Here is a 26,182-nt window from a genome sequence, read left to right on the forward strand (position 1 = left end):
CAAGCGATTGATGTTGATTTTAAAAATTGATACTTATGAAATGTTTTGTAACAGGAGGTTCCGGATTTGTCGGAAGCAATTTGATCACCATGCTCCTTGATGAGGGAATGGAAGTTTTGGCGATGGCACGGTCTGAAAAATCAGCCCAAACAATAAGAAATCTCGGAGCAAAACCAGTCTCGGTCGATATGGCAGAGCCGGAGCATTTGGCAAAAGAACTTGAAGGTTGTTCGGTGATTTTTCATTTGGCTTCAGCAACTGACTTTACGAAAGGCTATGATTATGCTTATGAAATCAATGTTGCAGGCACTGAGAAATTGGTTGAAGCCGCTAAAAAAGCAAAAGTTCCGAGGTTTGTCTATATCAGTACTGCAGCAATTATTCTGCGGGGAAAACCTGTGTACAATGCCGATGAAAACCTGACCTATTCGGAATTACCCAAAGGTAATTACTGTAAAACCAAATCGTTGGCAGAAGAGATTGTTTTGAGGAATAACTCACCGGAATTTGAAGTGATCATTGTTCGACCTCCTTTGGTTTGGGGCAATGGCAGTGCGGTGAAGTATATGGTGGAGGCTTGTAAAGAGAATAAACTGTCGTGGTTTAATCAGGGAAATTATAAAGTTCCTGTCAGTCACGTTAAAAACCTTTGTCATGGTATTCTCTTAGCATTTAAGAATGGAAAAGCCGGTGAAATGTACTACATCGCTGACAAGGAACATGTTGTTTTTAGAGATTTCCTAACCGATGTACTCGCTACGCAGGATCTTGAACCACCTAAGAAAAACATGAACAGAGGTTTGGCTTTGCTGATTGCGCATTCAATTTCAGCATTTTGGAAATTGTCGGGCAAAAAAGGAGCTCCGGCATTTAGTGCCGAAATTATTCATATGCAAGGAACCGAGTACACAATCTCCGATCGAAAGGCTCGGAAGGAATTGGGATACGAAGATATTCTGTCTTATCAGGAGGGCTTGGAAGAGCTAAAAGTCGGCATCTAAAGATTCAAAAGACAAGGCCCTGGTAAAGAAAATACAGAACTGCTGTTCTGGTATTACACCTTTAATTTAAGTTTAGAGAATGACAGACCGGATGACTCAAAGTTGTCCGGTCTGTATTATTGTACAGGGTTGTAAATCCGATATCGTCTGGATGGATAGCGAACGCCAGAAGAACAATTTGGCGACTTAGCTGTCTGGAAAAACGAAGATAAAAGGATGAAACAGCAATAACAGTAATAGATGACAGCTCATTTTTATGGTTTTAAAGCGCGGTCGCTGCAAGGCGGGGAGATCGATTTTTCGGCTTACCAAGGGCAGGTGGTGGTGGTTGTGAACACCGCTAGCAAGTGTGGTTTCACTCCACAATACGAAGGACTTGAAAAATTGTATGCACAATACAAGGAACGTGGACTGGTGATTTTGGGTTTTCCGTGTAATCAGTTTGGCAATCAGGAACCGGGTTCGGAAGGAGAAATTCAGGAAGGTTGTCTGGTGAATTATGGGGTTACCTTCCCGATGTTTGGAAAGGTTGACGTGAATGGAAGCGATGCGCATCCTGTGTTTCAATTTCTGAAAAAGAAACTACCTGGCCTGTTGGGTGGTAAAATCAAATGGAACTTCACCAAGTTTTTGATTGACAGGGATGGGAATCCGGTCAAGCGTTTTGCGCCGGTGACCAAGCCTGCGAAAATGGAAAAGGAGATTCTGAAATGGCTTTGAGTCGGTGGCTGAACAGCATTTCGCCGGTTACTGGACAGAAATTACACTTAATAAGTGACGGTCCTAAACGTAATACAATTGGTCACTCCCGGATCCACTCCGTTTTGTCGCTGGCCGCAATCCTGGTTCGTTTTGGGCGTTGAAACGACTCGTCCGGTTCACCCAAAATGAAAAATCCGATGGGTGTGTCTTCGTCTTCCAACTTCAAAAAATCACGCATCTGATTGGAGTAACAAAGATCGCCGGTACTCAAATAGCCTCCAATTCCGAAGGCTTTCAGACTGAGGTAAATATTTTCAACAGCACAAGCCACCGACACAATGTCTTCTTGCTTTGGAAAACGTTTGTGCGGATCGCGTTTCGCAATGACAGCGATGACGTGCGAGACACGCTTCCATTTGTCGCTGTATGCCTGGTATTTAAAGTCGAAAAATTTGTCTGGAGGCGTGATCTGCTTATAGATTTCCTGTTGGGTGCTGAAAAATCGTTTAACTCCATCGCCTGCAAATACCTTAAAATGCCAGGCTTGCACCAGGCCGTGCGAAGGAGCCCAACTGGCGTTTTCCAGCAGTTTTTCGATCACGGAGTCATCAATCTGACTTCCTTCTTTCAACCCATTAACAAAAGTCGATTCACGGCTTTTAAGCCATTCTGAAATATCATGTATTGTTTTTTCCATTTTTCAATTTTGATGTACGTTGTTTGAATTAAACACCAAAGTGGCCCGGAGGTTTAGCGGACTTGAAGCAACATTTTGTGGGATTCCTCAAGTGTTAATGATTGTTATAATTTGCGTCAGCGGAGTCTGTCAGGATAATAAATGGTGTGATTTGGTGTTTAATTGTCGTGATCATTGCTGCGAGATGTTTGAATGGTTGTCGACTACCTGCCTTATGTCCTGTATGTTGGTGAAAGAAGAGCGTTTGATTTTACGACCAATAAAATCTTAGCTGATTTAGTTTTGAATGATCACCACGAAGTGAGTTGTGGTGGAATTTCGCGATGCAAGCACGTTTGCATCATGCGAAGTTCTGCTTGTTTTAAAGAATGAAAACCCAAAGATTTGAAAGCATGAGATTAATTGCATCAGCACATATTTTGACTTTTTTAGTGTTCTTTTTGGCCTGTCAGTCGGATCCCTCAGAGATTTCTGAAGACATTAAAAAGGCACAGTTTGCCAATATCGATGAAAACCTGGTCATCAGGCCTTACATCGAAAATCCTCGCTATTGGCAGTACCAAGGTGAACCTGTTTTGTTGTTGGGGGCGACCAACAATGATAACTTATTTCAGTCTGCCGATATGAAAGAGCAACTGGATGTACTCGCGAGCATAGGCGGAAATTATATTCGAAACACCATGAGTTCGCGCGACGAAGGCGATATCTGGCCTTTTCATAAGCAAGCCGATGGCCTTTATGATTTGGAAAAGTGGAATGACCAATACTGGAAACAATTTGAAGAACTTCTGAAACTCACCGCTGAGCGAAATATTATTGTTCAGATTGAAGTGTGGGATCGCTTCGATTTTTCTCAGGATTTTTGGCAGACCAATCCGTTCAATCCGAAAAATAACATCAACTATTCAGTTTCCTCAGGGGGAATGGCCGATGAATATCCGCATCATCCGGGCGGCGACTTGCAGACTTTCTTTCATAGTTTGGAAGGTATGCCGCGCTACAAGCCTGAGCTGGACAGGATCAGAGCATACCAGGAAAAGTTTGTAAAAAAGATGTTGTCCTATTCATTGAACTACGGGCATGTTCTGTATTGCATCAATAATGAAACCAACACACCTGTGGAGTGGGGAAAATATTGGATTAATTTCATAAAAAATGAAGCCGGGAGAGGCCTGATCTATGCAACGGACATGTTCGACCGGTTTCTGGAGTCGCAATCCTGCGAGTCGTGCCAGGAAGCTTTACTCAGTCCTGATGAATATGCTTTTGTTGACGCCTCGCAGCTGAACTGGAATGTGGGGCAGGAACATTGGGATAATTTGCGTTGGGTGATGGGGCAAAGAGAAAAAATGAGCCTACGACCTGTAAACAGTGTTAAAGTGTATGGAAAAGCTGCTTCTCCAGGTTCAAACGGCGGTGTTCAGCGCTTTAGCCGCGATGTTATGGGAGGATTTGCTGCGGTTAGGTTTCATCGTCCCAATACAGGAAATGGCTTGAATGAATCGGCTATTGCAGCCATAAAAGCAGTGCGCAAAATTGAGACCGTCAGCCATTTTTGGAGCATGGAGCCAAAACAGGAATTGTTGCGTGAACGTGAATCGAATGAAGCGTATTTGACAGCGAAAGAAGGCGAAACTTATGTGTTGTTGTTTCCCGGCGGTGGCTCCGTGCAATTGGATTTGAGTAGTCATCCCAAAACATTTTATGGCCGATGGATTAGCATAGCCACCGGCGAATGGGGCGGCGAGTTCGAATTGCAGGGTGGCCAATCGCAGCAGATTTCAACCTCGGACTCAAAAGGATGGTTTGCTGTTATTTCAGATCGTGATTCTTTTGAATAAGCTTTGTAAATTTGTCTTTCCTTTGAAGAGTTGAAAAGAAAAGAGACACATGACGGAAGAATTGAACGATATCAAAAAGCAGGTGCAGGCCAATCAGTTGCAAGAAGCGGCGCAACAGATTGACCACTTACTTCAACAACAGCCAGATTTTGCGGAACTGCATTTTATTCAGGGACAGATTTTTTTCAAGCAGCAACAGTGGGGACGGGCCATTAACGCATACAACCGGGTGCTGGAACTTGAGCCCAACCATCCCAATGCCCAGTCGCAAATTGATATGGCCAATAGTATTTTAGGCTATTTTACGCCCGATATGTTTAATCCTTAGTTGTTGTCTGGTCAGAATTTGCAGGTGCAACGCCAGTGGAGCTATCTGAAAAAACTAAAATGGACACTTCCATAATGACGACTTTCCTGAAACTCTTTCATTTCGGAGAAATCAAAATATTTGGAGTGCTCGAGGATGAACAGTCCGTTTTCATTTAGCAATTCATTGTTGAAGATCAGTGCCGGAACCTCCTTGAATCGGGGGTGGTCATATGGAGGATCGGCAAAAATAACATCAAATTTTTCAGTGGTCTGTTCACAATAGGAAAAGGCATTGCCTTTTATTGCTCGAATTTCCTTGGTGGCATTCAGCTTTTGAACTACGGAGCGGATGAACTGGTGGTGTTGGTAATTGAACTCAATTGTAGTAATATCGGTACATCCTCTCGACAAAAATTCAAAAGAAATACTCCCGGTTCCTGCAAAAAGGTCCAATATTTTAATCTCTTCAAAATCAACCTGATTGGTTAGAATATTAAAAAGGCTCTCTTTGGCCATGTCGGTTGTGGGTCTGGCCTTGAAATTTTTTCCCGGGCTAAATTGCCTTCCCCGGTGAATTCCGCCTACAATTCTCATGTTTATTCATTTAAAAGATTTACAAACCGCGCATCCGGAAGCTGGTCAAACAGGTAACTGTAGTACACGTCGCTATTTAGCTGGATGATTGTTACATTCTTAAAATATTGCCGAAGCTGGTGATAGATCGGATACCGCTTGTTTACCCGGCCACTCAATTGAATAGCAGGCCCGTCAATCTGCTCGGATTGCAGGACATTCAGAATGTAGTAAAGCAAATCATTGTCGTTGCGGTATTTAAATGAATTGCAGAAACGAATTGCCCTTTGGTCGAGCAAGGTTAATGTGAGTTGATTTCGATACAAATGGGCATTCAATACCGGTTGCGTACTTGTTTGCCTTACGCTTTTGTTCAATAGTAATTCAAGTTCATTCTGAATAAGGATTCCGGGGTGTTTGTCGTTTAGGAATCGCTTCACTTTTCGCGGAACCGCTGTCAGCAAAACCTGATCGTAGGCGGCGACCGGAAGAAAACTAAGCTCTTCGTCATCGGCCAGGTCGAGGTTGAGCTGATAGATGGCCTGCCCGGCTTGCTCTTCCGCGAAAGATTTGGGCAGAAGCATCATTTTGCCCGGTGACGAATAAATGATCCTAGTGGTTTTGAAATCGGCATCGAGGATGTCGAATTCGGAATAAATATCCTTTAGCTTGCGATGAAGGAACTTGGGATTGCCGGAAAACTCCTTGTGAAACAAGTATATATATTTGTTTTGGAGTCCATCCCGGATACAAAAAGAAAATCCATCCAGACTGAACTGGATGGATAAATGATATTCTTGTGTAAAATTTAAATCAAAGGTTTCGTCAACAAGCAATAAGTGTTGCATACCAACTTTTTACTCCCAGTTACCGGCATTGTTTGTAGTTTCAGTCAATGAACCGACTTTCAATCCCGGATATTTTCCGTTGGTACGCCTTTGGTCATTCAGATTAATGACCATTTGGCGATCCAGGTTTTTCAAAATGGTGTTGTTGTGCGCTTTTGCTTCGAATACAGGAACTTGAATACCAGATCCGGTGGTAATGATATTGGTTCCCAGGTGGAATTCTGCAACGGTATCTTTAACAGGTACCATTTTTATCTTTTCAGCTTGGTATGAAGGTCCAAACAAGCTATCCAAGACGCTCATTTTAAGTGTATCTCTGATGATCAGCCCTTTCTTGATCGCTGTTTCTTCAGTTAATCCAGCTTCGATCATACTATCGCTTAGCATTCCAATTTTTCGAACTAAAGGAAGCGAATCCGTTTTTATAAAAGTGATCAAGCTATCCCAGTCAGCAGTAAAGTGTCCATGCACATCTTTAAACGCCAGTTGCGCTTTTCTGATATCCTTTAAGCGTTCAACAGTAGCTTTATATCTGGCATCTTTGGCTTTTTCAAACTCAATAGGCCTTTCAATACTCTGGTAGATAAAGTATGCAAGGATGATTGCAGCGACTATTAGTACGATCTGAATAACTGTCTTCATCTGTAATTTTTTAAGATTAGTTTATGTTTGCATGCAAATTTATAAAAAAAATCAAATTAGTATCCGTGGAATAGTTTTAATTTCGCAGGAATGTTGAAAAAACACTTGAAAGAACATATTTGTCAGAATCTGGGTTTTGAACCAACAACCGGGCAAAATCTCCTGTCCGAAAAGCTGGCTGATTTTATAGCCAATGGCGATCCGGATGAGCTGTTTTTACTGAAAGGCTATGCCGGAACGGGTAAGACCAGCATGCTCAATGCGTTGGTAAAAACACTGCGTGCCTTTAGGTTCCAGACGGTTCTTTTGGCGCCAACCGGACGGGCTGCCAAAGTGCTTGCATCCTACACCGGACAGAGTGCTTTCACCATTCATAAAAAAATCTACCGACAGCAATCCACTACCGATGGATTTGGGAAATTCATGCTGGATAAGAACTTGGCAAAAAACTGTTTTTTCATTGTTGATGAAGCATCCATGATTTCTAATTCATCGGCCGAAAGCTCGGTGTTTGGATCAGGGCGATTGCTTGACGATTTGTATGAATATGTACACACCGGCGCAAATTGCAAATTGGTGTTGGTTGGCGACACCGCCCAGCTTCCACCGGTTGGAATGGAGATGAGCCCGGCCCTGGATGTGTCGGAGCTGGAGATGTATGGCAGCAAGGTGATGCATCACGAATTGGTCGATGTGGTCAGGCAGGCGCTCGATTCAGGCATCTTGTACAATGCCACGCAACTGCGGTCGCTGATCAATGAGCCTTATTTTCAACCGGCTTATTTCCCCATTGAGCTTTCTGGTTTTAACGATATCCAGCGGATTGGCGGAGCGGAGTTGATCGATAAAATATCGGACTGTTACGACAAGTATGGCGAACAGCAAACCATGGTGATTACCCGTTCAAACAAACGGGCGAACAGATTTAACGAAGGGATTCGATCCACCATTCTTTACAAGGAAGCCGATATTACAATTGGCGATTTGCTGATGGTGGTTAAAAATAACTACTTCTGGCTGGGCGATGACAAGCGGCTCGATTTTATTGCCAATGGCGATATTGTCGAAATTCAGTCGATCTACAACTACGAAGAGTTGTATGGTTTTCGGTTTGCCAATGTGTGCCTGAAGTTTATTGATTACGACGATTTGGAAATAGACTGCAAAATCATTCTCGAAACCCTCAATATTGAAACCGCTTCGCTTGGCTACGAGCAAAGTCAGCGCTTGTTCCAAGCGGTGGCCGAGGATTACGCTGATATCAGAAGTAAGAAAAAACGTTGGGAAAAAATCAAGGAGAACGAGTATTTCAATGCTTTGCAGGTCAAGTTTGCCTATGCGGTCACTTGTCATAAAGCGCAAGGCGGCCAATGGGACGCTGTTTTTGTTGACCAGGGCTACCTGGTGGAAGATCGGCTGGATGTGGAATACCTGCGTTGGTTGTACACGGCATTTACCCGCCCGGTGAAGGAGTTGTTTCTGGTCAATTTCAACAAAGAATTTTTTGAAACAAAAGTGGATTGAACGGATGGAAAGGGCAATTATTAATTGCTGAAATAAAAATTAGCGGACGACAACATAAACCTGGTCTTCTTCAACGGCATAAGTTTCTGGAAAAATCGCTGTTGCTTCATTTAAAATTACCTCCGGATCTTTGTAGCGGGCCGAGAAGTGGCCTAGCAATAGTTTACCAACCTGCGCTTTTTGGGCAATCAAAGCGGCTTCTTTTCCGGTAGAATGAAAGGTGGTTTTGGCCATTGCTTTTTCCGATTCAGCAAATGTGGCTTCATGATAAAGCAAATCAGCACCCTGAATGACAGGAATTATTTTTTCGTGGTAAGCCGTATCGGAACAAAAAGCAAAAGAACGGGGCTTGGCGGGTGGAATAACCAATTCGTGGTTTGGGATTATGGCTCCTTCTTCCGTCAAGAAATCGGCTCCGGCCTTGATGTTTTTTATTTCCCTGATTGGAATTCTGTAGCTTTTAAGCGCCTCTTTTTTGATGTTGGGTTCTTTTTCTTTTTCGCGAAACAAAAAACCGCAACATGAAATACGGTGTTTTAATGGAAATGAAGTGATGGTGAGCTTTTCATCATCGAAAATAACCTGGGCTTTTTTAAAGTTGAGCGGATGAAAAACCAGGCGGAAGCCCAGTTCGCCCATCGTTAAAAAGTCGAGTTGAAATTGGGTGTAACGTTGCAACTCGGAGTGGGCGTAAATATGCAGGTCCTTTGTTCTGCCGAGTAAAACCTGGGTTGAAATAAACCCGATTAAGCCAAAAAAATGGTCGCCGTGGAGGTGTGAAATGAAAATGTGGTCGAGCCTGCCAAACCCGATCTTGTTCTTCCGAATCTGGTGTTGCGTGCCTTCGCCGCAGTCAATCAAAAAAAACCGCCCAAGCACGTTGAGCACTTGAGCGGTTGGGTATCTTTTGGAAGTAGGCATTGCTGAACTACTTCCCAGAATTGTCAGTTGAAAAGGCATTTGCATACAGGAAATCCTGTTATAAGTTGCCCTTTTCTACCAGTAGTTTCTCTGCTTCGTCCACGTTTTTTGTAATTAACAAAACGGTATGAAGCATTGAAATGCGTATCAGATGTTCAACATCAGGTTGAAGGCCACAGAGAATAAATGTTCCGATTGAGTCTTCGCAAAGCCGGTTGGCCACTAAGATGGCACTCAAACCGGATGAGTCAACATAACTGCATTGACTCACATCCAGAATGATGTTTTTTACGTCATCATTTCCTAGTACGACCAACTCTGATTTCAACTCTGGAGCATTATTGGTATCAAGTTTCTTCGAGAGTATCTTGATAACAACGTGATCTTCTTTTTTTGTAATTTCAAATTCCATGGAACGAAATTTACGAATTTATGTTGAAACGATTGATAAGGATCGGTCTATTTTTCTTTGTTCTCTTCCGCTTCCATTTGAGATTTCAAAGCAGCCAGCTCGCTGATGTCGCCCAGGGTTGTTTTTTCCTGGTTGTTTTCTTTTACTGCTTTCATCGCTTTTGCTGTTTGCTTGGTTTGAGCTTTCTTTTTGGCGGTATCTTCACCTTTTTTCTCATCTTCGAATACACGTGAGTGAGAAAGAATGATGCGTTTTGCGCCTTTTGAGAACTCAATGACTTTGAAATCCAATTTTTCTTCCAAGCTGGCTTTTGAACCATCTTCTTTTACCAGGTGGCGTGGAGTAGCAAATCCTTCAACACCGTATGGCAGAGCGATGGTCGCGCCTTTGTCGAACAACTCAACAATAGTTCCTTCGTGGATTGAATCAACAGAGAAAATGGTTTCGAACACATCCCATGGGTTTTCTTCCAGTTGTTTGTGTCCCAGGCTCAAACGACGGTTGTCTTTGTCGATGTCCAGAACAACCACTTCAATGTCAGCACCAATAGACGTAAATTCAGATGGATGCTTGATCTTCTTGGTCCAGCTCAGGTCCGAAATGTGGATTAAGCCGTCAACACCTTCTTCAATTTCAACAAAAACACCAAAGTTGGTGAAGTTCCGAACGGTGGCATTGTGTTGTGTTCCGATACCAAATTTGGTGTCGATTTCTTGCCATGGGTCATTTTTTAGTTGTTTGATACCCAGTGACATTTTCCGTTCTTCGCGGTCCAGGGTCAGGATTTGAGCTTCTACTTCGTCGCCAACTTTCAGGAAGTCCTGGGCGCTGCGCAAGTGTTGTGACCAGCTCATTTCCGATACGTGAATCAAACCTTCAACTCCGGGAGCGATTTCAACAAACGCACCGTAGTCAGCCATAACCACTACTTTTCCTTTTACGCTGTCGCCAACTTTCAACTCGGCATCCACGTTGTCCCATGGGTGAGGAGTCAGCTGTTTCAAGCCAAGGGCAATTCGTTTTTTGTCATCATCGAAGTCAAGGATAACAACGTTCAGTTTTTGATCCAATTCAACGATTTCGTTCGGATGAGAAATACGTCCCCAGCTCAGGTCGGTGATGTGAATCAGTCCGTCAACGCCGCCCAGGTCGATGAATACACCGTACGAAGTCACGTTTTTAACAGTTCCTTCCAGTACCTGGCCTTTTTCGAGTTTCGAGATGATTTCTTTTTTCTGCTGTTCGAGTTCAGCTTCAATCAATGCTTTGTGCGAAACAACCACGTTCCGGAATTCCTGGTTGATTTTAACCACTTTGAATTCCATGTTTTTGCCTACGTACATGTCGTAGTCGCGAATTGGTTTCACGTCGATTTGAGAACCTGGCAAGAAAGCTTCAATGCCGAATACATCGACAATCATACCACCTTTGGTGCGGCACTTGATGTATCCTTTGATAATTTCATCTTTGTCCAGCGCGTCATTCACACGGTCCCAAGAGCGGACGGCGCGTGCTTTTTTGTGCGACAGGATCATTTGTCCTTTTTTGTCTTCCAGACTTTCAACATAAACTTCAACCGGATCGCCAACTTTCAACTCTGGGTTGTAGCGGAATTCGTTTAAGCTTACAATGCCGTCTGATTTGTAACCGATATCAACAACTACTTCGCGCTTGTTCATCGAAATAACTGTACCTTCCAGTACTTCTTTTTCCTGAACTGTATTCAGTGTGTTGTCGTAAAGGTCAACCAGTTCTTTTTTCTTTTTGCCTGCAAAGCCTTCGTCATCGGCTTCCAGTGCATCCCAGTCAAATTCTTCTGATTCGGCAGCAGGCGCTGCTTTTTCTTCTTCAACCGCTGGTGCAGCTTCTTCAGCTTCAACAGCCGGTTCAGCTTCTGCTTTTACTTCTTCAGTTTCCTCAACAGCGGCTGTAGTCTCCGCTTGTTGTGTTTCTTCTGCAACATTTTGTTGTTCGAGTTCTTCCTTTTGCTCAAGGTTCTCTTTTTTTTCTTCTGTCATGTAATAATCAATTAATTAATAAGTTAGACATTATATTTGTTAAATGCGCGGCAAATTTAGGATTTATATGCTTTAATTCAAAGGTTTTCAGTGCTTTTTTAGGTATTTAAAGTTGAATTTGAGCGATGTTCGATTTATTTCGAATTATCTGGTCTTTTTTCGTAAAACAATCCGACGAACTGCGTAGTTTTGCAGCCTGATTTTTATTGTTAAAGTTGATTTATTTTTTACTTTTGATTGGCTGTCGGGCAATCAGTTTTGAAGATAATCGATCGGGTCCTTCCCAAAGTTGATTGTTTGGGATCCACAAAATAAAATATAGATGGACGCAAGGAAAAAGCGGATTTTGGTAACAGGCGGCGCTGGTTTTATTGGTTCGCACCTGTGCGAACAGTTGCTGGCGGAAGGCAATGAGGTGATTTGCCTGGATAATTTTTTCACGGGGGCAAAGCAAAAAGTGGTTCACCTGCTCAGTAATCCATATTTCGAGTTGGTGAGACACGATGTGACGATGCCATTTTATATTGAAGTGGATGAAATTTACAACTTGGCCTGTCCTGCCTCTCCGGTTCATTACCAGTTCAATGCCATTAAAACCATCAAGACCTCGGTCATGGGCTCCATCAACATGCTGGGACTGGCCAAACGGGTGAAAGCGAAGATTTTGCAAGCGTCAACCAGCGAAGTGTATGGCGATCCGGAACTTCATCCGCAGCCGGAATCTTATTGGGGTAACGTTAATCCGATTGGCGTGCGGTCGTGTTACGACGAAGGAAAACGGTGTGCGGAATCGTTGTTCGTTAATTACCACCAGCAAAACCAGGTGGTCATTAAAATTGCCAGGATATTTAATACCTACGGGCCCAAAATGGAGCCGGACGACGGACGTGTGGTTTCCAATTTCATTGTTCAGGCGCTGCAAAACAAAGACATCACCATTTTTGGCGATGGCCTGCAAAGCCGGAGTTTTCAATATGTAGATGATTTGGTGGATGGCTTGCGACGCCTGATGCAAACACCCGACGATTTCTTGGGGCCGGTCAATATTGGCAATCCGCATGAGTTTACCATGCTCGAATTGGCCGAAAAGATCATTGCTCTTACGGGCAGTCGCTCAAAAATTACCTATTTGCCATTGCCCGAAGATGACCCGATTCAGCGTCAGCCCGATATTTCGTTGGCCAAAGAAAAACTCAATGGCTGGGAACCTAAAGTCCAGTTGGAAGAGGGCCTGACGAAAACAATTGCGTATTTTGATGAATTATTAAAAACAACTTAATTATGAAGGGAATTATTTTGGCTGGAGGTTCCGGCACACGCTTATATCCAATCACCAAGTCGATTTCAAAACAAATTATTCCGGTGTATGACAAGCCGATGATTTATTACCCCTTGTCGGTGCTGATGCTGGCCGGAATCCGTGAGGTTCTGATCATCTCAACCCCCAAGGACATTTCGCTTTACGAAGATTTGCTGGGCGATGGCTCCCAATTCGGCATTCAGCTGGAATATGCCATCCAGCCTTCGCCCGATGGTTTGGCCCAGGCCTTTTTAATTGGTGAAGAATTTATTGGCGACGATCAGGTGTGTTTGATTTTGGGTGACAATATTTTCTACGGATACAATTTCAGCCAAATATTGAAAGAAGCTGGAACACTCGACGATGGCGCTTTGGTTTTTGGTTACTATGTGAACGATCCGGAGCGTTATGGTGTGGTTGATTTTGACGACGATGGCAAAGTGTTGTCGATTGAAGAAAAGCCGGAGGAACCGAAATCAAACTATGCCGTGACCGGCTTGTATTTTTATTCGAATGATGTGGTTGCAAAGGCCAAATCGTTAAAACCATCGCCGCGTGGCGAATTGGAAATTACGGACCTGAACCGGCTTTATCTCGAAGAGCAGCGCCTGAAAGTTCAGCTGCTGGGGCGCGGTTTTGCCTGGCTCGACACGGGAACGCACGATAGCTTGTTGCAAGCTTCAAACTTTATTGCGACCATTGAACAGCGCCAGGGACTGAAAGTGTCGTGCCTGGAAGAAATTGCTTTCAAGAAAGGCTACATCTCGAAAGAACAGTTGTTGGATCTGGCAAAACCTTTGATGAAAAATCAGTATGGCCAATACTTATACAATTTGGCCAATAAAAAAATTACTTCATTCTAATTCGAATTTGAGTTCATGGAAATTACGACTACGCCGATCGCCGGACTATTGGTCTTGACACCTCGCGTTTTTAAAGACGAGCGGGGTTATTTTTTAGAATCATTTAACGCTAAAAATCTGGCTGAAGCCGGAATCACCACTTCCTTTGTGCAGGATAACGAGTCCAAATCTACGCGGGGAGTCATTCGTGGATTGCATTATCAGCTGAATCCAAATGCCCAGGCCAAGTTAGTCCGGGTCATTGAAGGTACCGTGTTTGACGCGGCCGTTGATTTACGAAAGGATTCGCCAACTTTTGGCCAGTGGTACGGCCTGGAGTTGAGTGGCGAAAATAAGAAGCAGTTGTATATTCCGCGCGGTTTTGCCCACGGGTTTTCCGTGTTGAGCGAAACAGCTGTTTTTGCATACAAATGCGATGCTTATTACGATCCGAAATCGGAACGCGGCATTGCTTACAATGATTCGGAATTAAATATCGATTGGAGAGTGGACGAAAAGGACGCTCGAATTTCAGAAAAAGATCAGGCGAATCCACGGTTTAAGGAAGCCGAATACAATTTTTAAGCTATGGTAAAAATTCTTGTTACAGGAGCAGATGGACAGTTGGGGTCAGAAATCCGGCGATTGGCCAATCGTTTTCAGGATTTCCATTTTTTGTTTACAGACATCAACGAGTTGGACTTAACCGATCAAGCCGCAGTTTCTCAGTTTGTTGGGCAGGAAGCTCCGGATTATATCATCAACTGTGCGGCGTACACCGCTGTTGATATTGCCGAAGAAGATACCGAACTGGCCGCTTTGATCAATACCAAGGTTCCGGCGCTGCTCGGAAAACTGGCGCAAGCAAACAATATCAAAGTGATCCATATTTCAACCGATTATGTATTTGACGGCACTTCGTTTTTGCCTTATACGGAAAACGATTTGGTCAACCCCGAGTCGATTTATGGAAAGAGCAAGCTCAATGGCGAGATCGCTTTGCTGAAAGAAGCGCCGTCGGCGATGGTAATCCGAACATCGTGGTTGTATTCGAGCCATGGTAAAAACTTTGTGAAAACCATGGTGAAGCTGGGCGAAGACCGCGACGAGCTGCGTGTTGTGGCCGACCAGGTAGGAACACCAACCTTCGCGGGCGATTTGGCCGAAGCAATTTTAACAATTATTTCAAAAACCAAAAATAACGTCTGCGAATGGAAGCCGGGCATTTACCACTATTCCAACGAAGGAGTTTGCAGTTGGTACGATTTTGCCAAAGCCATTCATGAACTTTACGGAATCAACTGCCTGGTTCATCCAATTCCTACCGAAGAATACCCTACGGCAGCTGCCCGTCCGCCCTACAGCGTGCTGAATAAATCCAAAATTAAGCGTATTTTTGGTGTTCAGATTCCTTATTGGCGCGACAGCCTGAAAAAATGTATTACCGAATTAAAAAAATGAAAAAATATGGCAGCAAATAGCGAAGTTTTAGAAGCAGTGATCGAAAAAGCGAAAACATGGTTAAGTGACGTTTACGACCAGGAAACCCGCAACGAAGTCAAACGCTTGCTGGAGCAGGAGGACAAAACGGAACTGATCGATTCTTTTTATCGTGATCTGGAATTTGGAACCGGTGGTTTACGTGGAATTATGGGCGTAGGCTCCAACAGAATGAATATTTACACGGTGGGTGCTGCAACCCAGGGATTGAGCAACTATCTGAAAAAAGTGTTTGCTGATCTGGATCAGATAAAAGTTGCCATTGCCTACGATTGCCGGAACAATAGCCGCCTGTTCTCGGAGAAAAGTGCTGAGATTTTCGCTGCCAATGGCATCAAAGTTTATTTGTTTGAAGACTTGCGCCCAACACCCGAAATGTCATTTGTTATTCGCGAGCTGGCTTGCCAAAGCGGCATTATTCTGACCGCATCACACAACCCCAAAGAGTACAATGGCTACAAAGCCTATTGGGAAGACGGGTCGCAAATTGTGGGGCCTCATGATGTGAACATCATTGAAGAGGTTCAAAAAGTAAAAGCCGAGGACATCAAATTTGAAGGCAACAGGGAATTGATTGAAATGGTTGGTGAGGAGATTGATCAGAAATTCATTGAAAAAGTAAAAACCGTATCCATTTCTCCCGATGTAGTGGCTCGTCACAAAGACCTGAAAATAGTTTACACCCCGATTCACGGAACTGGCGTGAAAATGATTCCGGCAGCCTTACGGGCTTTTGGTTTCAACAATATTTTCAATGTGCCGGAGCAGGATGTGGTGAGCGGTGATTTTCCAACAGTTATTTCGCCTAATCCGGAAGAGCCGGCTGCCATGGAAATGGCAATGAAAAAAGGCGATGAAGTAGATGCCGACGTGGTGTTGGCTTCCGACCCGGATGCTGACCGCATTGGTGTAGCCGTGAGAAACGATGCCGGCGAGTTTTTCATCATCAACGGAAATCAAACGGCCTTGCTGTTCATCTATTATATCGTGACCAAAATGAAGGAGAACGGTCAGTTGAAAGGCAATGAATTCATTGTGAAAACCATCGTATCGACTGAGAAAATAGCAGAGATTGCCGAAAAGAATGGCATTGAATATTTCGACGTTTACACTGGTTTCAAATACATTGCCGAAGTGATTCGTGACCATGAAGGAACCAAAAAATACATTGGCGGCGGCGAAGAAAGTTTTGGATTTATGCCGGCCGATTTTGTTCGCGACAAAGATGCGGTATCGTCCTGTGCCTTAATGGCCGAAATTACAGCCTGGGCCAAAGATCAGGGCAAGACCTTGTTCGAACTGCTCAAGGATATTTATATGGAATCTGGATATTCGAAAGAAAAAATGAAATATATCGTTCGGCCCGGGAAAACCGGTGCTGATGAAATTCAGCAAATGATGGTCACTTTTCGGACCAACCCTCCCAAAACATTGGGCGGTAGCCTGCTGAAAGTGGTGAAGGATTACGCCGATTTGACTGAGAAAAACTTACTGAGTGGTGAAAGCAAGAAGATCAATCAGAAAATCACATCCAATGTGCTTCAGTTTTTTACCGAAGATGGAACCAAAATTTCGGTTCGCCCGTCAGGAACCGAGCCAAAAATCAAGTTTTATTTCGAAGTAGCCGGACAACTGAACTCGCCAGGAGAGTTCGACGAAGTGGAACGCCAGGCGGAACAAAAGATCGACGCCATCATGCAAGAACTTAACCTATAATTATCAAATTAAATTGAATTGAACCATGAGAAAATTAGTATCGCTGTTTTTTATTGTTTTGTGTGTGACAGCCTTTGCCCAGGAACGCCCCAATATGGTGCCTGAAATGACTGAGATCTGGGATCCAGAAGTCAGTGTTGTCGATCCGGGCGAAACCCCGATGGATGCACCGTCCGATGCCATCGTTTTGTTGGGTGCCGACAAGGCCTTTGACAATGAATGGACCAATGGCAATGGGGGAGAGCCGGGCTGGAACTTCGACAATGGTGTAGCTACCGTAAAAAGTGGAACCGGAACCATTAAAACCAAGCGCGAGTTTAAAGACTTTCAGTTGCACGTGGAATGGCGCTCGCCCGAAGAAGTTGTTGGCGAAAGCCAGGGACGTGGCAATAGCGGTATCTTTTTGCAGGGAATTTACGAAGTGCAGGTGTTGGACAACTACAACAACCGCACCTACCGTAACGGACAAGCCGGAAGCGTGTACAAGCAACATGCTCCGCTGGTGAACGCCTGCAAAGCTCCGGGCGTGTGGCAAACCTACGATATCATTTATACCGCTCCACGTTTCAAGGCCGATGGCACTTACTTCACCCATCCTCGTGTAACGGTGATTCACAATGGGGTATTGGTGCAAAACAATGTTGAAGTGCGGGGACCAACCGAATACATCGGTATTCCTGAATACTCGGTCAAGCCACATGGCGACGGCCCGCTCATTCTTCAGGATCATGGAAACCCGGTAAGCTTCCGGAACATCTGGATTCGCGAATTATAGAATAAATAGAACGATCAATTGAAGAGGGAGTATGGCAACATGCTCCTTTTTTTGTGCTTTATTGATCGGATGACTTCAAGTCACCCGATCAGTAGCCGGCAGGCTCTGAAGATCGGGCGTTGCAAACCGGCCGGGTTTGTCTATTTGTAGAAATCAGGCATGCTCCCCAATGTACGACCTCAGCCGAGGTCGAATGGCGTCCACCCGTTTGGCAGGCTATAAACATCCGATACCTCCGGCATCACAAATTTGCCATCGCTACAGCCATGCTAAAGCGGAGGCCGGTGGTGTAGTGAGGGTTTCCCCCGAAGCCTCGGGGCGAGTGAAGCCCTCACTGGCAAGCCATGGATATGCTTTCACGGCTTGCGTGAATTTGTTCGCCAGCCGGTAGATGCTATTTTTAGCTTTTCAACGCTTTCGGGTGGATACCTATTACAAATTGGCGCGGGCGATGGTGTAATTCTTTTGCTCTTGAAATGCCCTCATTATTGCATCTTTTAATTCACTATATTGTTTTGGACTAGTCAGCTTTCTTAGTGAATTGATCGTTATTGAAGTCTGGCTCCTTGTGTAATTATCAAGTTGATAAGTTGACAGCACATAGAAGTCCCATTGCTCCATTTTCAACGGATCAATCGTTTTCTTATCTCGATGTTTTAAGTGGCAGAATACATAAACGTCAGCAGGTCTTATTGGCTCCGTATGTCTCATATTCGTTTCCGCATCCCAATATCTTGCGGGTTTAATTGAAAATGAAATGGTCGAAAAATTTTTCTGACTCCAACTTTGGATGTATGCTGAAGATTTGACCTCGATTTTTACTCCGTCATCGGTTTTTAAATCAAATGCGTCCCATTCATCTCGTAAATTGTCAGGATTAAGACCAATTGCAGTACCGACAATAAATTCTGCAAATCGCCCGCGAGTTGCATTACTCAATATATCAGATACACTCCAGCGCCAAAAATCGAGAAGTGTATAATTTGTCTTGGCACCATGATCGGTGAGTGATTCAGATCCATTCTTTGGTTTTGCTATGATTTGTTTTAATTCATCCATTTTCTAAGTCCATGTAAAACCTGTAAAGTCGATATTGTTGGCACTCATAAAATCTCCAAATCTGGAATAGGCACTGTTTCCTCCGAATCGTTTTTTTATTTCAAGTAATAGCGCGTGTTTGTTAAAATTCGGAACTTCCAGCAAGGCAAATAGTTTTTGAACCTCGTTGGGCTCTATCGTATAAGTATATTCATAGTCAGAATCTCCCCAGCAGTCTTCAACCCGTTTCCCAATATCATAGCCGTCAAATATCAATTGATCTTGCTCATTAAAATAGATCTCCATAGATATTTTTATGTCGGGATTATCCATTTTGAATAATGTTACTCGTTCCATATATTGGTTTTTTGACATGATAACTTCTGGGTCTATCCATTGTCCAAATAAACTCCTGTTAAATTTAAATATAAAATTTGAATGATCCGTGAGTGGCGAAGCGGGAAGTTGAAAAGTGACAATTCCCTCAAGCACCCCGCATTTCACCAAACCTGCCATGCGGATGCCCTCCAACTTTCCGCATTTTACCATTCATGCCCTGAACGATGGCCTCCGGCGCCTCCGATGTCATCATTCATGCCATGAATACACCCTCCGGCGCCTCCGATCTGAGCATTCATGCCATGAACGCAGTGTCCGGGGCCTCCGATGTGACCATTCATGCCATGAATGCAGCCTCCAGCACCTCCGATGTCATCATTCATGGCATGAATGATGGTTTCCGACACCTCAAAGGTCATCATTCACGCCATGAATGCCCTTTCCAACACCCCAAAGGTCATCATTCATGGCCTGAATGCACGGTCTGGCATCCCCGATTGGATCATTCATGGTATGAATAGTGGTTTCCGACACGGCGGAATGGCCGTTCATGCTGTGCTTACCTTGTTTTTGCCGGCCGGAAGCGGGTGTCATGAGTAAAATGGCTCTATTTTTTGGTTGGCATCATCCTATCACGACAAAATCATCTTAAAAATATGTTGATGAACATACTTTCGGTATTGATTTTTGTTTTTCAATGCTCTAATTTGCATAACTATTACAAATTAACTAATCTAAAATTTTACACATGACTAGAATTGACCCAATCAGCCTGCAAAGTTTGCGTAACAATGAACACTTTCAGTTTATGACCGAAGTGGACCAGCTTGTGACGGCTGTTCCCGCAGGTTCGTTGCCTGTGGATGAAGTATATCCAATATTTAAAGAAGCCCTGACTGCCGAAGATGAAGCTTTGCGCGTAGCACAGGGAAGTTTGAAAACCAAGCTCCTGGACGAGATCGATGCCCGGCGCGACTCGATTTGGAGTGCCTGCCGGGGACGGGTGGAGGCTACGCTGTTGAGCCCCATGCCCGAAGAAGCAGAGAGTGCCCAGGTGCTGATGCGTCTATTTGATTTGTATGGCAACGTTCGGCAAATGGGCAAAGCCGAAGAAACATCGGTCCTGACCAACCTGGTTGGCGATTTGCTGCTGCCAGCCAACGAAGTACATCTGAACCGGTTGGGTATTCAGAGCTGGGTGGGGGTTTTGAAAGATGAGAATGATCAGTTTCAGTCTATTGTACAAGAGCGGGTCACGGAGTTTGCAGGGCGCGAGAGTGCCGATGTGCGGGCCAAGAGGTTGAATGTAGATCCAAGCTACCAGGAGTTGGTTGACATGGTGAATGCCGCGGTTATATTGAAACAGGCCACACCCGAAGCCCAGGATTTTGTATCGAAGCTCAACGTGGTCATTAAGTCGTACAATACGCTGCTGGCCGCACGCAGGGGCCGTAACAATAAGGAGTGAATCGTAGAAAAAGCTTGAAACAACCTGTTTTTGGGAAGAAACAGTTAATCGATCGGTGATTAGAAGTTTGTTGATTTTTTGGTTTTTACCTGCAGAAATTAAATTTCTGCAGGTTTTTTTTGTCAACGGCTGGGAGATTTGATCACAAGCCTTTCCGTTTTTTCATGCGCATTAAAGCTTCCACATAGTAGTAGTCGGCATAGCTCAGCGGAACGTCAACTTCGGTGCCATTGGGCATATGGCCAACACTGTGTTTCAGGATGAAGTTGCCGTTTTTTCCAGGCTTGGCCAGGTATTCGGGCGAGCTTAAGGTGCGGAGCTGTTTTTCGGCAACGGCCAGGTAGTCTGCCGATTTCTGACCAGACACATAGTCGCTCAATTCAATTAAAGCCGAACAAATGATGGCTCCGGCCGATGCATCACGCAGCGCATCCGGAATGTCGGGCGCGTCGAAGTCCCAGTACGGAATTTTATCGTCCGGTAAATTTGGATGATTCAAAATGAAGTCGGCAATACGAACGGCTTGCTTCAGGTAATCCTGGTTTCCCCACTCGCGGTACATCATCACATAGCCATACAAACCCCAGGCTTGGCCCCGTGCCCAGGCTGATTCGTGCGAATAGCCCTGCGAGGTATGTTTGGCTTCAGGCTCACCCGTCAGCGTGTCGTACGAGACAACATGGTAACTGCTGAAATCTTCCCTGAAATGATGTTTCATGGTGGTGTTGGCATGCGCTTCGGCAACCTTGGTAAACTCGGGATTGTCGAAGGTCTTCCCGGCCCACATCAACATTTCCAGGTTCATCATGTTGTCAATAATCACCGGAAATTCCCATTGCTTGCTCCAGGGCGCTTCGTCCCACGAGCGGATGCAGCCCACTGTTGGATTGAAGCGGGTAATCAGCGACTGCGATGCGGTTTCGATCACGTCCCGGTAGGCTTCGTTATTGGTGAGGCGGTAGGCATGTCCAAAGCTGCAAAAGATCATGAAACCCACGTCGTGGTTGTCGGTGGTGTATTGCTGATCTTCTACTCGCAGCGTGTAGTTGGTGGCCCATGCTTTCAGCTTTTCGTCGTTGGAGTTTTCATACAAATACCAAAGCACGCCGGGAAAAAATCCGCTGACCCACCATTCGGAGCCACAGGTTTCCAGTTCGCCCTGTTGGTTGATTGTTTTGGGCAAACGGCTGGGTTGATCTTCGAGCGATTGCGCCATCAGCAAGCTTTGCTGTTGGGCAAAGGCAAGCGATTGGTTGATGACTTCGGAAAGGGGTTTCTCTGGTTTTTCCTGTGGGGCACAGCCTATGACGAAAGCCAGGACGAGGATGCTGATGGTTATTTTGAAATGCTTCATAATTATAAGGCTTTATCGGCTTTTAGTTGTTCGCCATTCCAAATTTTTGCTGAAGTCCAGGGAGAATCTTCACCGGCCCAAAACGCATGTTCAGGTGCCAATCCCAGGGGAAGCAAGGCCGTCGAGCAGAGGTACAGGCTGCCGGTGGAAATGTAATGTTCGCCTAAGGCATTTTGATGGCCGACCAGCCCGATTTTCAGCCAACCATTTTTGTCGTAGGTGCCCGGTGCTTCCATCAGCCGTTTCATCAAGGCCGAAAGGGCACAACGCACTTGCGCCGGTTGAACGTCGGTTGGCAGTCGTTCCTGCCATGCGGCTTGTGCCAAATGCTGGAAAGCGCCCATCCGGTAAGCAATCGAACGTCCGATGGGTGGGAAAGTTCCCTCGGGCGAAATGAGCCGTTCCTGGATGGCTGCGTAGCGGGTGAACCGTCGGGCAATTGGATCCACTTCGTTTGCATTGATTTTCTTCTTGTCAGCCATCACGGTCACAATGTCCATCAACATGGGCTGAATGACATAGCTGTTGTAATAGTCCCAGTGAAAATCGGGACCATCGCCATACAGTCCGTCACCCAAGTACCATTCCTGGTGTTTTTTCACCGGAAGGTCCAGTCGCATAATATCAAAAGGCAGGTCGTTGTCCAGGAAAAAAGCCTCGATCATGGCACTAAACAGCAGCCAGTTGGAATAATACGGTTTGACCTCGCGGGTGGCTGTAAAGGCAGTGATCACCTGTTGTTGCGTTTTGCTGTCGAGTGCCTGCCAAAGCTGTTTTGGCGCACGTAAAAAAGCGTGGGCTAAAAAGGCGGCATCGACCAACATCTGGGGTTCCATGTGGTCGAACAGGTAATCCGGCGATTTTGGATCAACAATGCCCGAAACTGTTTCAAGGGCTTGCTTGCGGAAGGTTTTACGAAGTTTTGTTTCGTTTGAATTGCCGGCTTCCAACTCCAGCCAGGGAGCCATGCCAGCCAAAAGCCGGCCAACACCTTCGAGATAGGTCGATGGCTTTTCCTTCGCTCCGGTTGTGGTTTCGACTGGCATGTCGGTTTTTAACTTGCGTTTGCTTCCGGCTTTTAGCAGCGGTCCGGCCAGCTGATCCATGATGTCGACCCAGTATTCGCGGTGATGCTTGATTGCAGCTCTTTTTTCGCTGCCTGATACACCTGTGCTTAGCAGGGCACCGGCTCCAATTAAGGGTACCGTTTGTAAAAAGTTTCTTCGTTTCATCGTGAGTAGTTGTAGTTATTGCCAATCATGACTTGGCATGAAATTTAATCAATGAAACAACAAAAATAAGGATTTGAGCTGCGTTTCAAAGTGCTAATGGAATTTGTGTGCCGGTAGTTTTCCAGCTTTCAAAAAATAAAGAGATTATTTCTGTTAAATGATTGTGCAATTTCTAACCAGAAGACTTATTTTTGATATTAAAAATTTTCCTTAAACAAAAAAGAGCCAAAAAACTTGTAATAAACACGCAATCAAATCAACCTATTTAAAAATTAAATTTTAGTCGGATGAAACAACAAATAATCCTGTTTTTTTTGCTGTTTGCGCTGGGAACGTCTGCGCAAACTGGTTTTGAACTGAATAGCCTGGTTCCGGAAGAGCCAGCCGTACGAAAAGGTGTACTGGATAACGGTTTGACGTATTATATCAGGCATAACGAAGAGCCCAAAAACCGGGCGAGTTTTTACATCATTCAAAATGTTGGCGCCCTGCTCGAAGAAGACAACCAAAACGGACTGGCCCATTTTCTGGAGCACATGGCTTTTAACGGCACCGAGCATTTTGAAGGCAAAGGTATTTTAAATACCCTCGAAAAGCACGGTGTTGCCTTTGGGCGAAACATCAATGCCTACACGGCTTTTAACGAAACGGTTTACAACCTGAGCGAAGTACCCACCACACATGAAGGGCTGGTTGATACTTGCTTGTTGATTTTGCACGACTGGTCCGACTTTCTGTTGTTGCAGGAAGATGAGATTGACCTGGAGCGTGGGGTTATCAGCGAAGAGTGGAGAACCCGTCGCAATGCCAATTTTAGGATGTTGCGGCAATGGCTTCCGGTGGTTTTAAAAGATTCGAAGTGGGCCGAGCGTGACATCATCGGGGACACAACCGTCATTAAATACCACGACCCGGCGACCCTGCGTCAGTTTTATCACGACTGGTACCGCACCGATTTGCAAGCGATTGCCATTGTTGGTGATGTGGATGTGGATGAAGTGGAGCAAAAAGTGAAGACGCTGTTTTCAACCATCAAACCAATTGAAAACCCGAAAGAACGCCCGACGTTTAAAGTTCCGGATCACGAAGAAACCTATTATGTACTGGCCACTGATGATGAAGCGACCCAGTCGCAGATCAATATCTATATTCTTGATGAAAATAAAGATGGACAGGAGAAAAACTACGCTGATCTGAGAGATTCGTACATGACATCATTGTACAATTCCATGGCGGGAATGCGCATCCAAGAGTTGCTGCAAAAAGGAACGCCTCCTTTTGTGTCAGGTCGTACCGGACGAGGTGGACTGGTTCGTGGTTATGATGCTTACAGTATCAGTGTGACAGCGAATACCAACGAAGAAGCGAAGGCACTTGAGGCCATCATGATTGAGACTGAACGAATTAAGCGATATGGTTTTGGTGAAGGCGAATTGGAACGGGCCAAAACCAATTTCCTCACCGGTTTGGAAAGTCGATACAAAGAACGCGACAAGATATCGAACGACCGCTATGCCCGGGAATATGCGCAAAATTACCTGGTTAAAGAACCGGTTCCGGGCATTGAAGCGGAGTACCAATTCGCCAACGAGGTGATTCCGACCATTACGGTTGAAGAAATTTCGGCAAAAGCCAAAGAATGGATTAAGCAGGAAAACAGGACAATTGTGATTACTGGTCCGACTGACGCCGAGCACCTTTCCGAAGAAGAAGCAAAAAGTATTATCGCCAGAGTGGAGACCATGGCCATTGATCCCTACGAAGATTCGCTTGCCGGTGAGTCCTTGATCAGTGAGGAATTGGAGGGAGCAGAAATCGTCAGTACAAAAAAGCTGGAAGACTTTGATGCGGTTGAGTGGACTTTGGCGAACAATGTAAAAGTGGTTTACCGCCATGCCGATTACGAAAAAGACAACGTGGCCCTGTTGGCTTATAGTGAAGGTGGGGCTTCGCTTTGGGCTGATGAGTTTGTTCCGTCGACCGACATGACGTCGACCTTTGTGAATGCCTATGGTGTGGGTGATTTTGATGCGATCAGTTTGCAGAAAATGCTGACAGGCAAAAAAGTTTCTCTGTCCCCAACAATCGGCTCGCTCACCGAAGGTTTCAACGGATCGACAACACCGAAGGATTTTGAAACCATGATGCAATTGACTTATCTCTATTTTGAGCAACCCCGTTTTGACGAAGAAGCACACCATGCGCTCATGTCGCGTTATATGGCTTTTGTTGCCAACATGGAAAAAGATCCGGCCAAAATTATGCAGGATTCCTTGTCGTTCATTATGGCCAATTACCATCCTCGCGTGAGGACCATGAACACGGAATACCTTCAGGATGTCAAATTTGATGAAATTCAAAAGATTTACAAGGACCGGATTCAGGATGCTGGTGACTTTACCTTCTTTATTGTCGGAAATATTGATGAGGAAACAGCCAAAACCATGGCTAAAAAATATCTGGGTTCGCTCACCGATTCGGAGCGGGAGGAAGACTGGAAAGACCACGGCATTCGCTCGCCCGAGGGAAAAACACAAAAGGTGATTCCGGTTCCGCTTACCACACCGAAAGCCAATGTCAATGTACGCTTTGAGAATGAACTGGATTATACCCAGGAAAATATTCTGGCACTTCAGGTGTTGGAAGGAATTTTGGACTTGCGTTTTACTGAAACCGTCCGCGAAGATGAAGGCGGAACTTATGGCGTAGGAATTGGTAGTGGCGTGGGGCATTATCCGGTTAGCAAGGGTAGTATGCGCATCTTGTTTGACTGCGATCCGGCGCGGGCTGATCAGTTGAAATCGATTATTTATCGGGAGATTGATAAGGTTGTTGCCGAAGGACCAACCACGGTTGATTTTGACAAGACCATCAAAAACCTGCTGAAAGACCGCGAACAGTCGCGCGAGCACAACAGTTTTTGGTTGAGTTCATTGTACAATTACTACTACAATGGCATTAACTCGGCTGATCCGGCCAACTTTGAGGAGATACTAAATAAGATGACTGGTGAGGATATTCAGAAATTTGCCGCCGACTTTTTCGATGATGCGAATTTAATTGATGTGGTTTTTGTTCCATCGAACTAAACGATCAATTTCAGTGTGAAAAAAACGAAGCATTTCAGGGA

26 protein-coding genes are annotated in these 26,182 nt (G+C 44.9%); 13 read left to right on the forward strand and 13 right to left on the reverse strand.

Features of this window, described 5'->3' with window-relative positions; translation table 11 throughout:
* Positions 1–35 precede the first annotated feature (35 nt).
* Together NC99_RS09250 and NC99_RS09255 are read left to right on the forward strand one after the other, a co-directional pair.
* On the forward strand, positions 36–1,001 hold the full coding sequence (locus NC99_RS09250) for an NAD-dependent epimerase/dehydratase family protein (RefSeq protein ID WP_053182725.1): 966 nt from the start codon (positions 36–38) through the stop codon (positions 999–1,001).
* 240 nt (positions 1,002–1,241) lie between these two features.
* Positions 1,242–1,721 carry a glutathione peroxidase gene (locus NC99_RS09255; RefSeq protein WP_053182728.1) on the forward strand — a complete coding sequence of 160 codons (480 nt, stop codon included), beginning with the start codon at positions 1,242–1,244 and terminating at the stop codon, positions 1,719–1,721.
* 82 nt (positions 1,722–1,803) lie between these two features.
* On the opposite strand, the gene NC99_RS09260 is transcribed toward NC99_RS09255, so the two are convergent.
* Positions 1,804–2,400: a nitroreductase family protein gene (locus tag NC99_RS09260; RefSeq protein ID WP_053182731.1), complete on the reverse strand. Its 597-nt coding sequence runs from the start codon at positions 2,398–2,400 to the stop codon at positions 1,804–1,806.
* 392 nt (positions 2,401–2,792) lie between these two features.
* Here NC99_RS09260 and NC99_RS09265 point away from each other — a divergent pair, with 392 nt between their 5' ends.
* A complete protein-coding gene (locus tag NC99_RS09265) occupies positions 2,793–4,241 on the forward strand; it encodes a hypothetical protein (protein WP_157624735.1) in 1,449 nt (482 codons plus the stop codon).
* 49 nt (positions 4,242–4,290) lie between these two features.
* Positions 4,291–4,569: a tetratricopeptide repeat protein gene (locus NC99_RS09270; protein WP_053182738.1), complete on the forward strand. Its 279-nt coding sequence runs from the start codon at positions 4,291–4,293 to the stop codon at positions 4,567–4,569.
* A 41-nt stretch (positions 4,570–4,610) separates the two neighbouring features.
* On the opposite strand, the gene NC99_RS09275 is transcribed toward NC99_RS09270, so the two are convergent.
* From NC99_RS09275 to NC99_RS09285, 3 genes are read right to left on the reverse strand one after another with little or no spacing between them, the layout of a single operon-like run.
* Positions 4,611–5,144 carry an RsmD family RNA methyltransferase gene (locus NC99_RS09275; RefSeq protein ID WP_053182742.1) on the reverse strand — a complete coding sequence of 178 codons (534 nt, stop codon included), beginning with the start codon at positions 5,142–5,144 and terminating at the stop codon, positions 4,611–4,613.
* A gap of 2 nt (positions 5,145–5,146) precedes the next feature.
* Positions 5,147–5,971: a DUF3822 family protein gene (locus NC99_RS09280; protein WP_053182745.1), complete on the reverse strand. Its 825-nt coding sequence runs from the start codon at positions 5,969–5,971 to the stop codon at positions 5,147–5,149.
* Positions 5,972–5,980: 9 nt separating this feature from the next.
* Positions 5,981–6,613, reverse strand: coding sequence for a hypothetical protein (locus NC99_RS09285; protein WP_053182746.1), 633 nt, complete (start codon positions 6,611–6,613; stop codon positions 5,981–5,983).
* 90 nt (positions 6,614–6,703) lie between these two features.
* On the opposite strand from NC99_RS09285, the gene NC99_RS09290 reads away from it, so the two are divergent.
* Positions 6,704–8,137, forward strand: coding sequence for an ATP-dependent DNA helicase (locus NC99_RS09290; RefSeq protein ID WP_053182749.1), 1,434 nt, complete (start codon positions 6,704–6,706; stop codon positions 8,135–8,137).
* Between the two features lie 39 nt (positions 8,138–8,176).
* On the opposite strand, the gene NC99_RS09295 is transcribed toward NC99_RS09290, so the two are convergent.
* From NC99_RS09295 to rpsA, 3 genes are read right to left on the reverse strand one after another with little or no spacing between them, the layout of a single operon-like run.
* Positions 8,177–9,103, reverse strand: a complete 927-nt coding sequence (locus tag NC99_RS09295; RefSeq protein WP_316930792.1) for a ribonuclease Z — start codon at positions 9,101–9,103, stop codon at positions 8,177–8,179.
* Positions 9,104–9,116: 13 nt separating this feature from the next.
* A complete protein-coding gene (locus NC99_RS09300) occupies positions 9,117–9,470 on the reverse strand; it encodes an STAS domain-containing protein (RefSeq protein WP_053182752.1) in 354 nt (117 codons plus the stop codon).
* A 47-nt stretch (positions 9,471–9,517) separates the two neighbouring features.
* Positions 9,518–11,488, reverse strand: a complete 1,971-nt coding sequence (gene rpsA / locus NC99_RS09305; RefSeq protein ID WP_053182755.1) for a 30S ribosomal protein S1 — start codon at positions 11,486–11,488, stop codon at positions 9,518–9,520.
* 322 nt (positions 11,489–11,810) lie between these two features.
* Between rpsA and NC99_RS09310 the strand changes: the two genes are divergently transcribed.
* The 6 genes from NC99_RS09310 to NC99_RS09335 are packed head-to-tail and all read left to right on the forward strand — an operon-like array spanning position 11,811 to position 17,621.
* Positions 11,811–12,767 (forward strand): UDP-glucuronic acid decarboxylase family protein, encoded by a 957-nt coding sequence (locus tag NC99_RS09310; protein WP_053182758.1) that lies wholly within the window; start codon positions 11,811–11,813, stop codon positions 12,765–12,767.
* 2 nt (positions 12,768–12,769) lie between these two features.
* Positions 12,770–13,651, forward strand: a complete 882-nt coding sequence (rfbA, locus tag NC99_RS09315; RefSeq protein WP_053182760.1) for a glucose-1-phosphate thymidylyltransferase RfbA — start codon at positions 12,770–12,772, stop codon at positions 13,649–13,651.
* Positions 13,652–13,666: 15 nt separating this feature from the next.
* Positions 13,667–14,215 (forward strand): dTDP-4-dehydrorhamnose 3,5-epimerase, encoded by a 549-nt coding sequence (gene rfbC, locus NC99_RS09320; protein WP_053182762.1) that lies wholly within the window; start codon positions 13,667–13,669, stop codon positions 14,213–14,215.
* Positions 14,216–14,218: 3 nt separating this feature from the next.
* Positions 14,219–15,091 carry a dTDP-4-dehydrorhamnose reductase gene (rfbD, locus tag NC99_RS09325; RefSeq protein WP_053182764.1) on the forward strand — a complete coding sequence of 291 codons (873 nt, stop codon included), beginning with the start codon at positions 14,219–14,221 and terminating at the stop codon, positions 15,089–15,091.
* A 6-nt stretch (positions 15,092–15,097) separates the two neighbouring features.
* Positions 15,098–16,846, forward strand: coding sequence for a phospho-sugar mutase (locus NC99_RS09330; protein ID WP_053182766.1), 1,749 nt, complete (start codon positions 15,098–15,100; stop codon positions 16,844–16,846).
* 25 nt (positions 16,847–16,871) lie between these two features.
* Entirely contained in the window at positions 16,872–17,621 is a 750-nt protein-coding gene (locus NC99_RS09335; RefSeq protein WP_053182768.1) for a 3-keto-disaccharide hydrolase, read from the forward strand.
* Between the two features lie 432 nt (positions 17,622–18,053).
* Here the strand turns inward: NC99_RS09335 and NC99_RS09340 are convergent, their stop codons facing one another.
* From NC99_RS09340 to NC99_RS09355, 4 genes are read right to left on the reverse strand one after another with little or no spacing between them, the layout of a single operon-like run.
* Positions 18,054–18,680: a hypothetical protein gene (locus tag NC99_RS09340; RefSeq protein ID WP_053182771.1), complete on the reverse strand. Its 627-nt coding sequence runs from the start codon at positions 18,678–18,680 to the stop codon at positions 18,054–18,056.
* A gap of 3 nt (positions 18,681–18,683) precedes the next feature.
* On the reverse strand, positions 18,684–19,190 hold the full coding sequence (locus NC99_RS09345; RefSeq protein ID WP_157624737.1) for a hypothetical protein: 507 nt from the start codon (positions 19,188–19,190) through the stop codon (positions 18,684–18,686).
* 11 nt (positions 19,191–19,201) lie between these two features.
* Complete coding sequence (locus NC99_RS09350) at positions 19,202–19,420, reverse strand: hypothetical protein (RefSeq protein ID WP_157624739.1); 219 nt, start codon at positions 19,418–19,420, stop codon at positions 19,202–19,204.
* Positions 19,407–19,550 (reverse strand): hypothetical protein, encoded by a 144-nt coding sequence (locus NC99_RS09355; RefSeq protein ID WP_157624741.1) that lies wholly within the window; start codon positions 19,548–19,550, stop codon positions 19,407–19,409. Before NC99_RS09355 ends, NC99_RS09350 begins: the two co-directional genes overlap by 14 nt.
* Positions 19,551–19,746: 196 nt before the next feature.
* Between NC99_RS09355 and NC99_RS09360 the strand changes: the two genes are divergently transcribed.
* Entirely contained in the window at positions 19,747–20,466 is a 720-nt protein-coding gene (locus tag NC99_RS09360) for a DUF6261 family protein (RefSeq protein ID WP_053182782.1), read from the forward strand.
* Positions 20,467–20,608: 142 nt separating this feature from the next.
* On the opposite strand, the gene NC99_RS09365 is transcribed toward NC99_RS09360, so the two are convergent.
* The gene (locus tag NC99_RS09365) at positions 20,609–21,820 is read right to left on the reverse strand and encodes a glycoside hydrolase family 88 protein (protein ID WP_053182785.1); all 1,212 of its coding nucleotides are present in this window, start codon (positions 21,818–21,820) and stop codon (positions 20,609–20,611) included.
* 2 nt (positions 21,821–21,822) lie between these two features.
* Positions 21,823–23,052: a DUF2264 domain-containing protein gene (locus NC99_RS09370; RefSeq protein ID WP_082326395.1), complete on the reverse strand. Its 1,230-nt coding sequence runs from the start codon at positions 23,050–23,052 to the stop codon at positions 21,823–21,825.
* Between the two features lie 287 nt (positions 23,053–23,339).
* Between NC99_RS09370 and NC99_RS09375 the strand changes: the two genes are divergently transcribed.
* Positions 23,340–26,141 carry a M16 family metallopeptidase gene (locus NC99_RS09375; protein ID WP_053182787.1) on the forward strand — a complete coding sequence of 934 codons (2,802 nt, stop codon included), beginning with the start codon at positions 23,340–23,342 and terminating at the stop codon, positions 26,139–26,141.
* Positions 26,142–26,182 lie beyond the last annotated feature (41 nt).

It is taken from the genome of Sunxiuqinia dokdonensis, assembly GCF_001270965.1.
GTDB lineage: Bacteria > Bacteroidota > Bacteroidia > Bacteroidales > Prolixibacteraceae > Sunxiuqinia > Sunxiuqinia dokdonensis.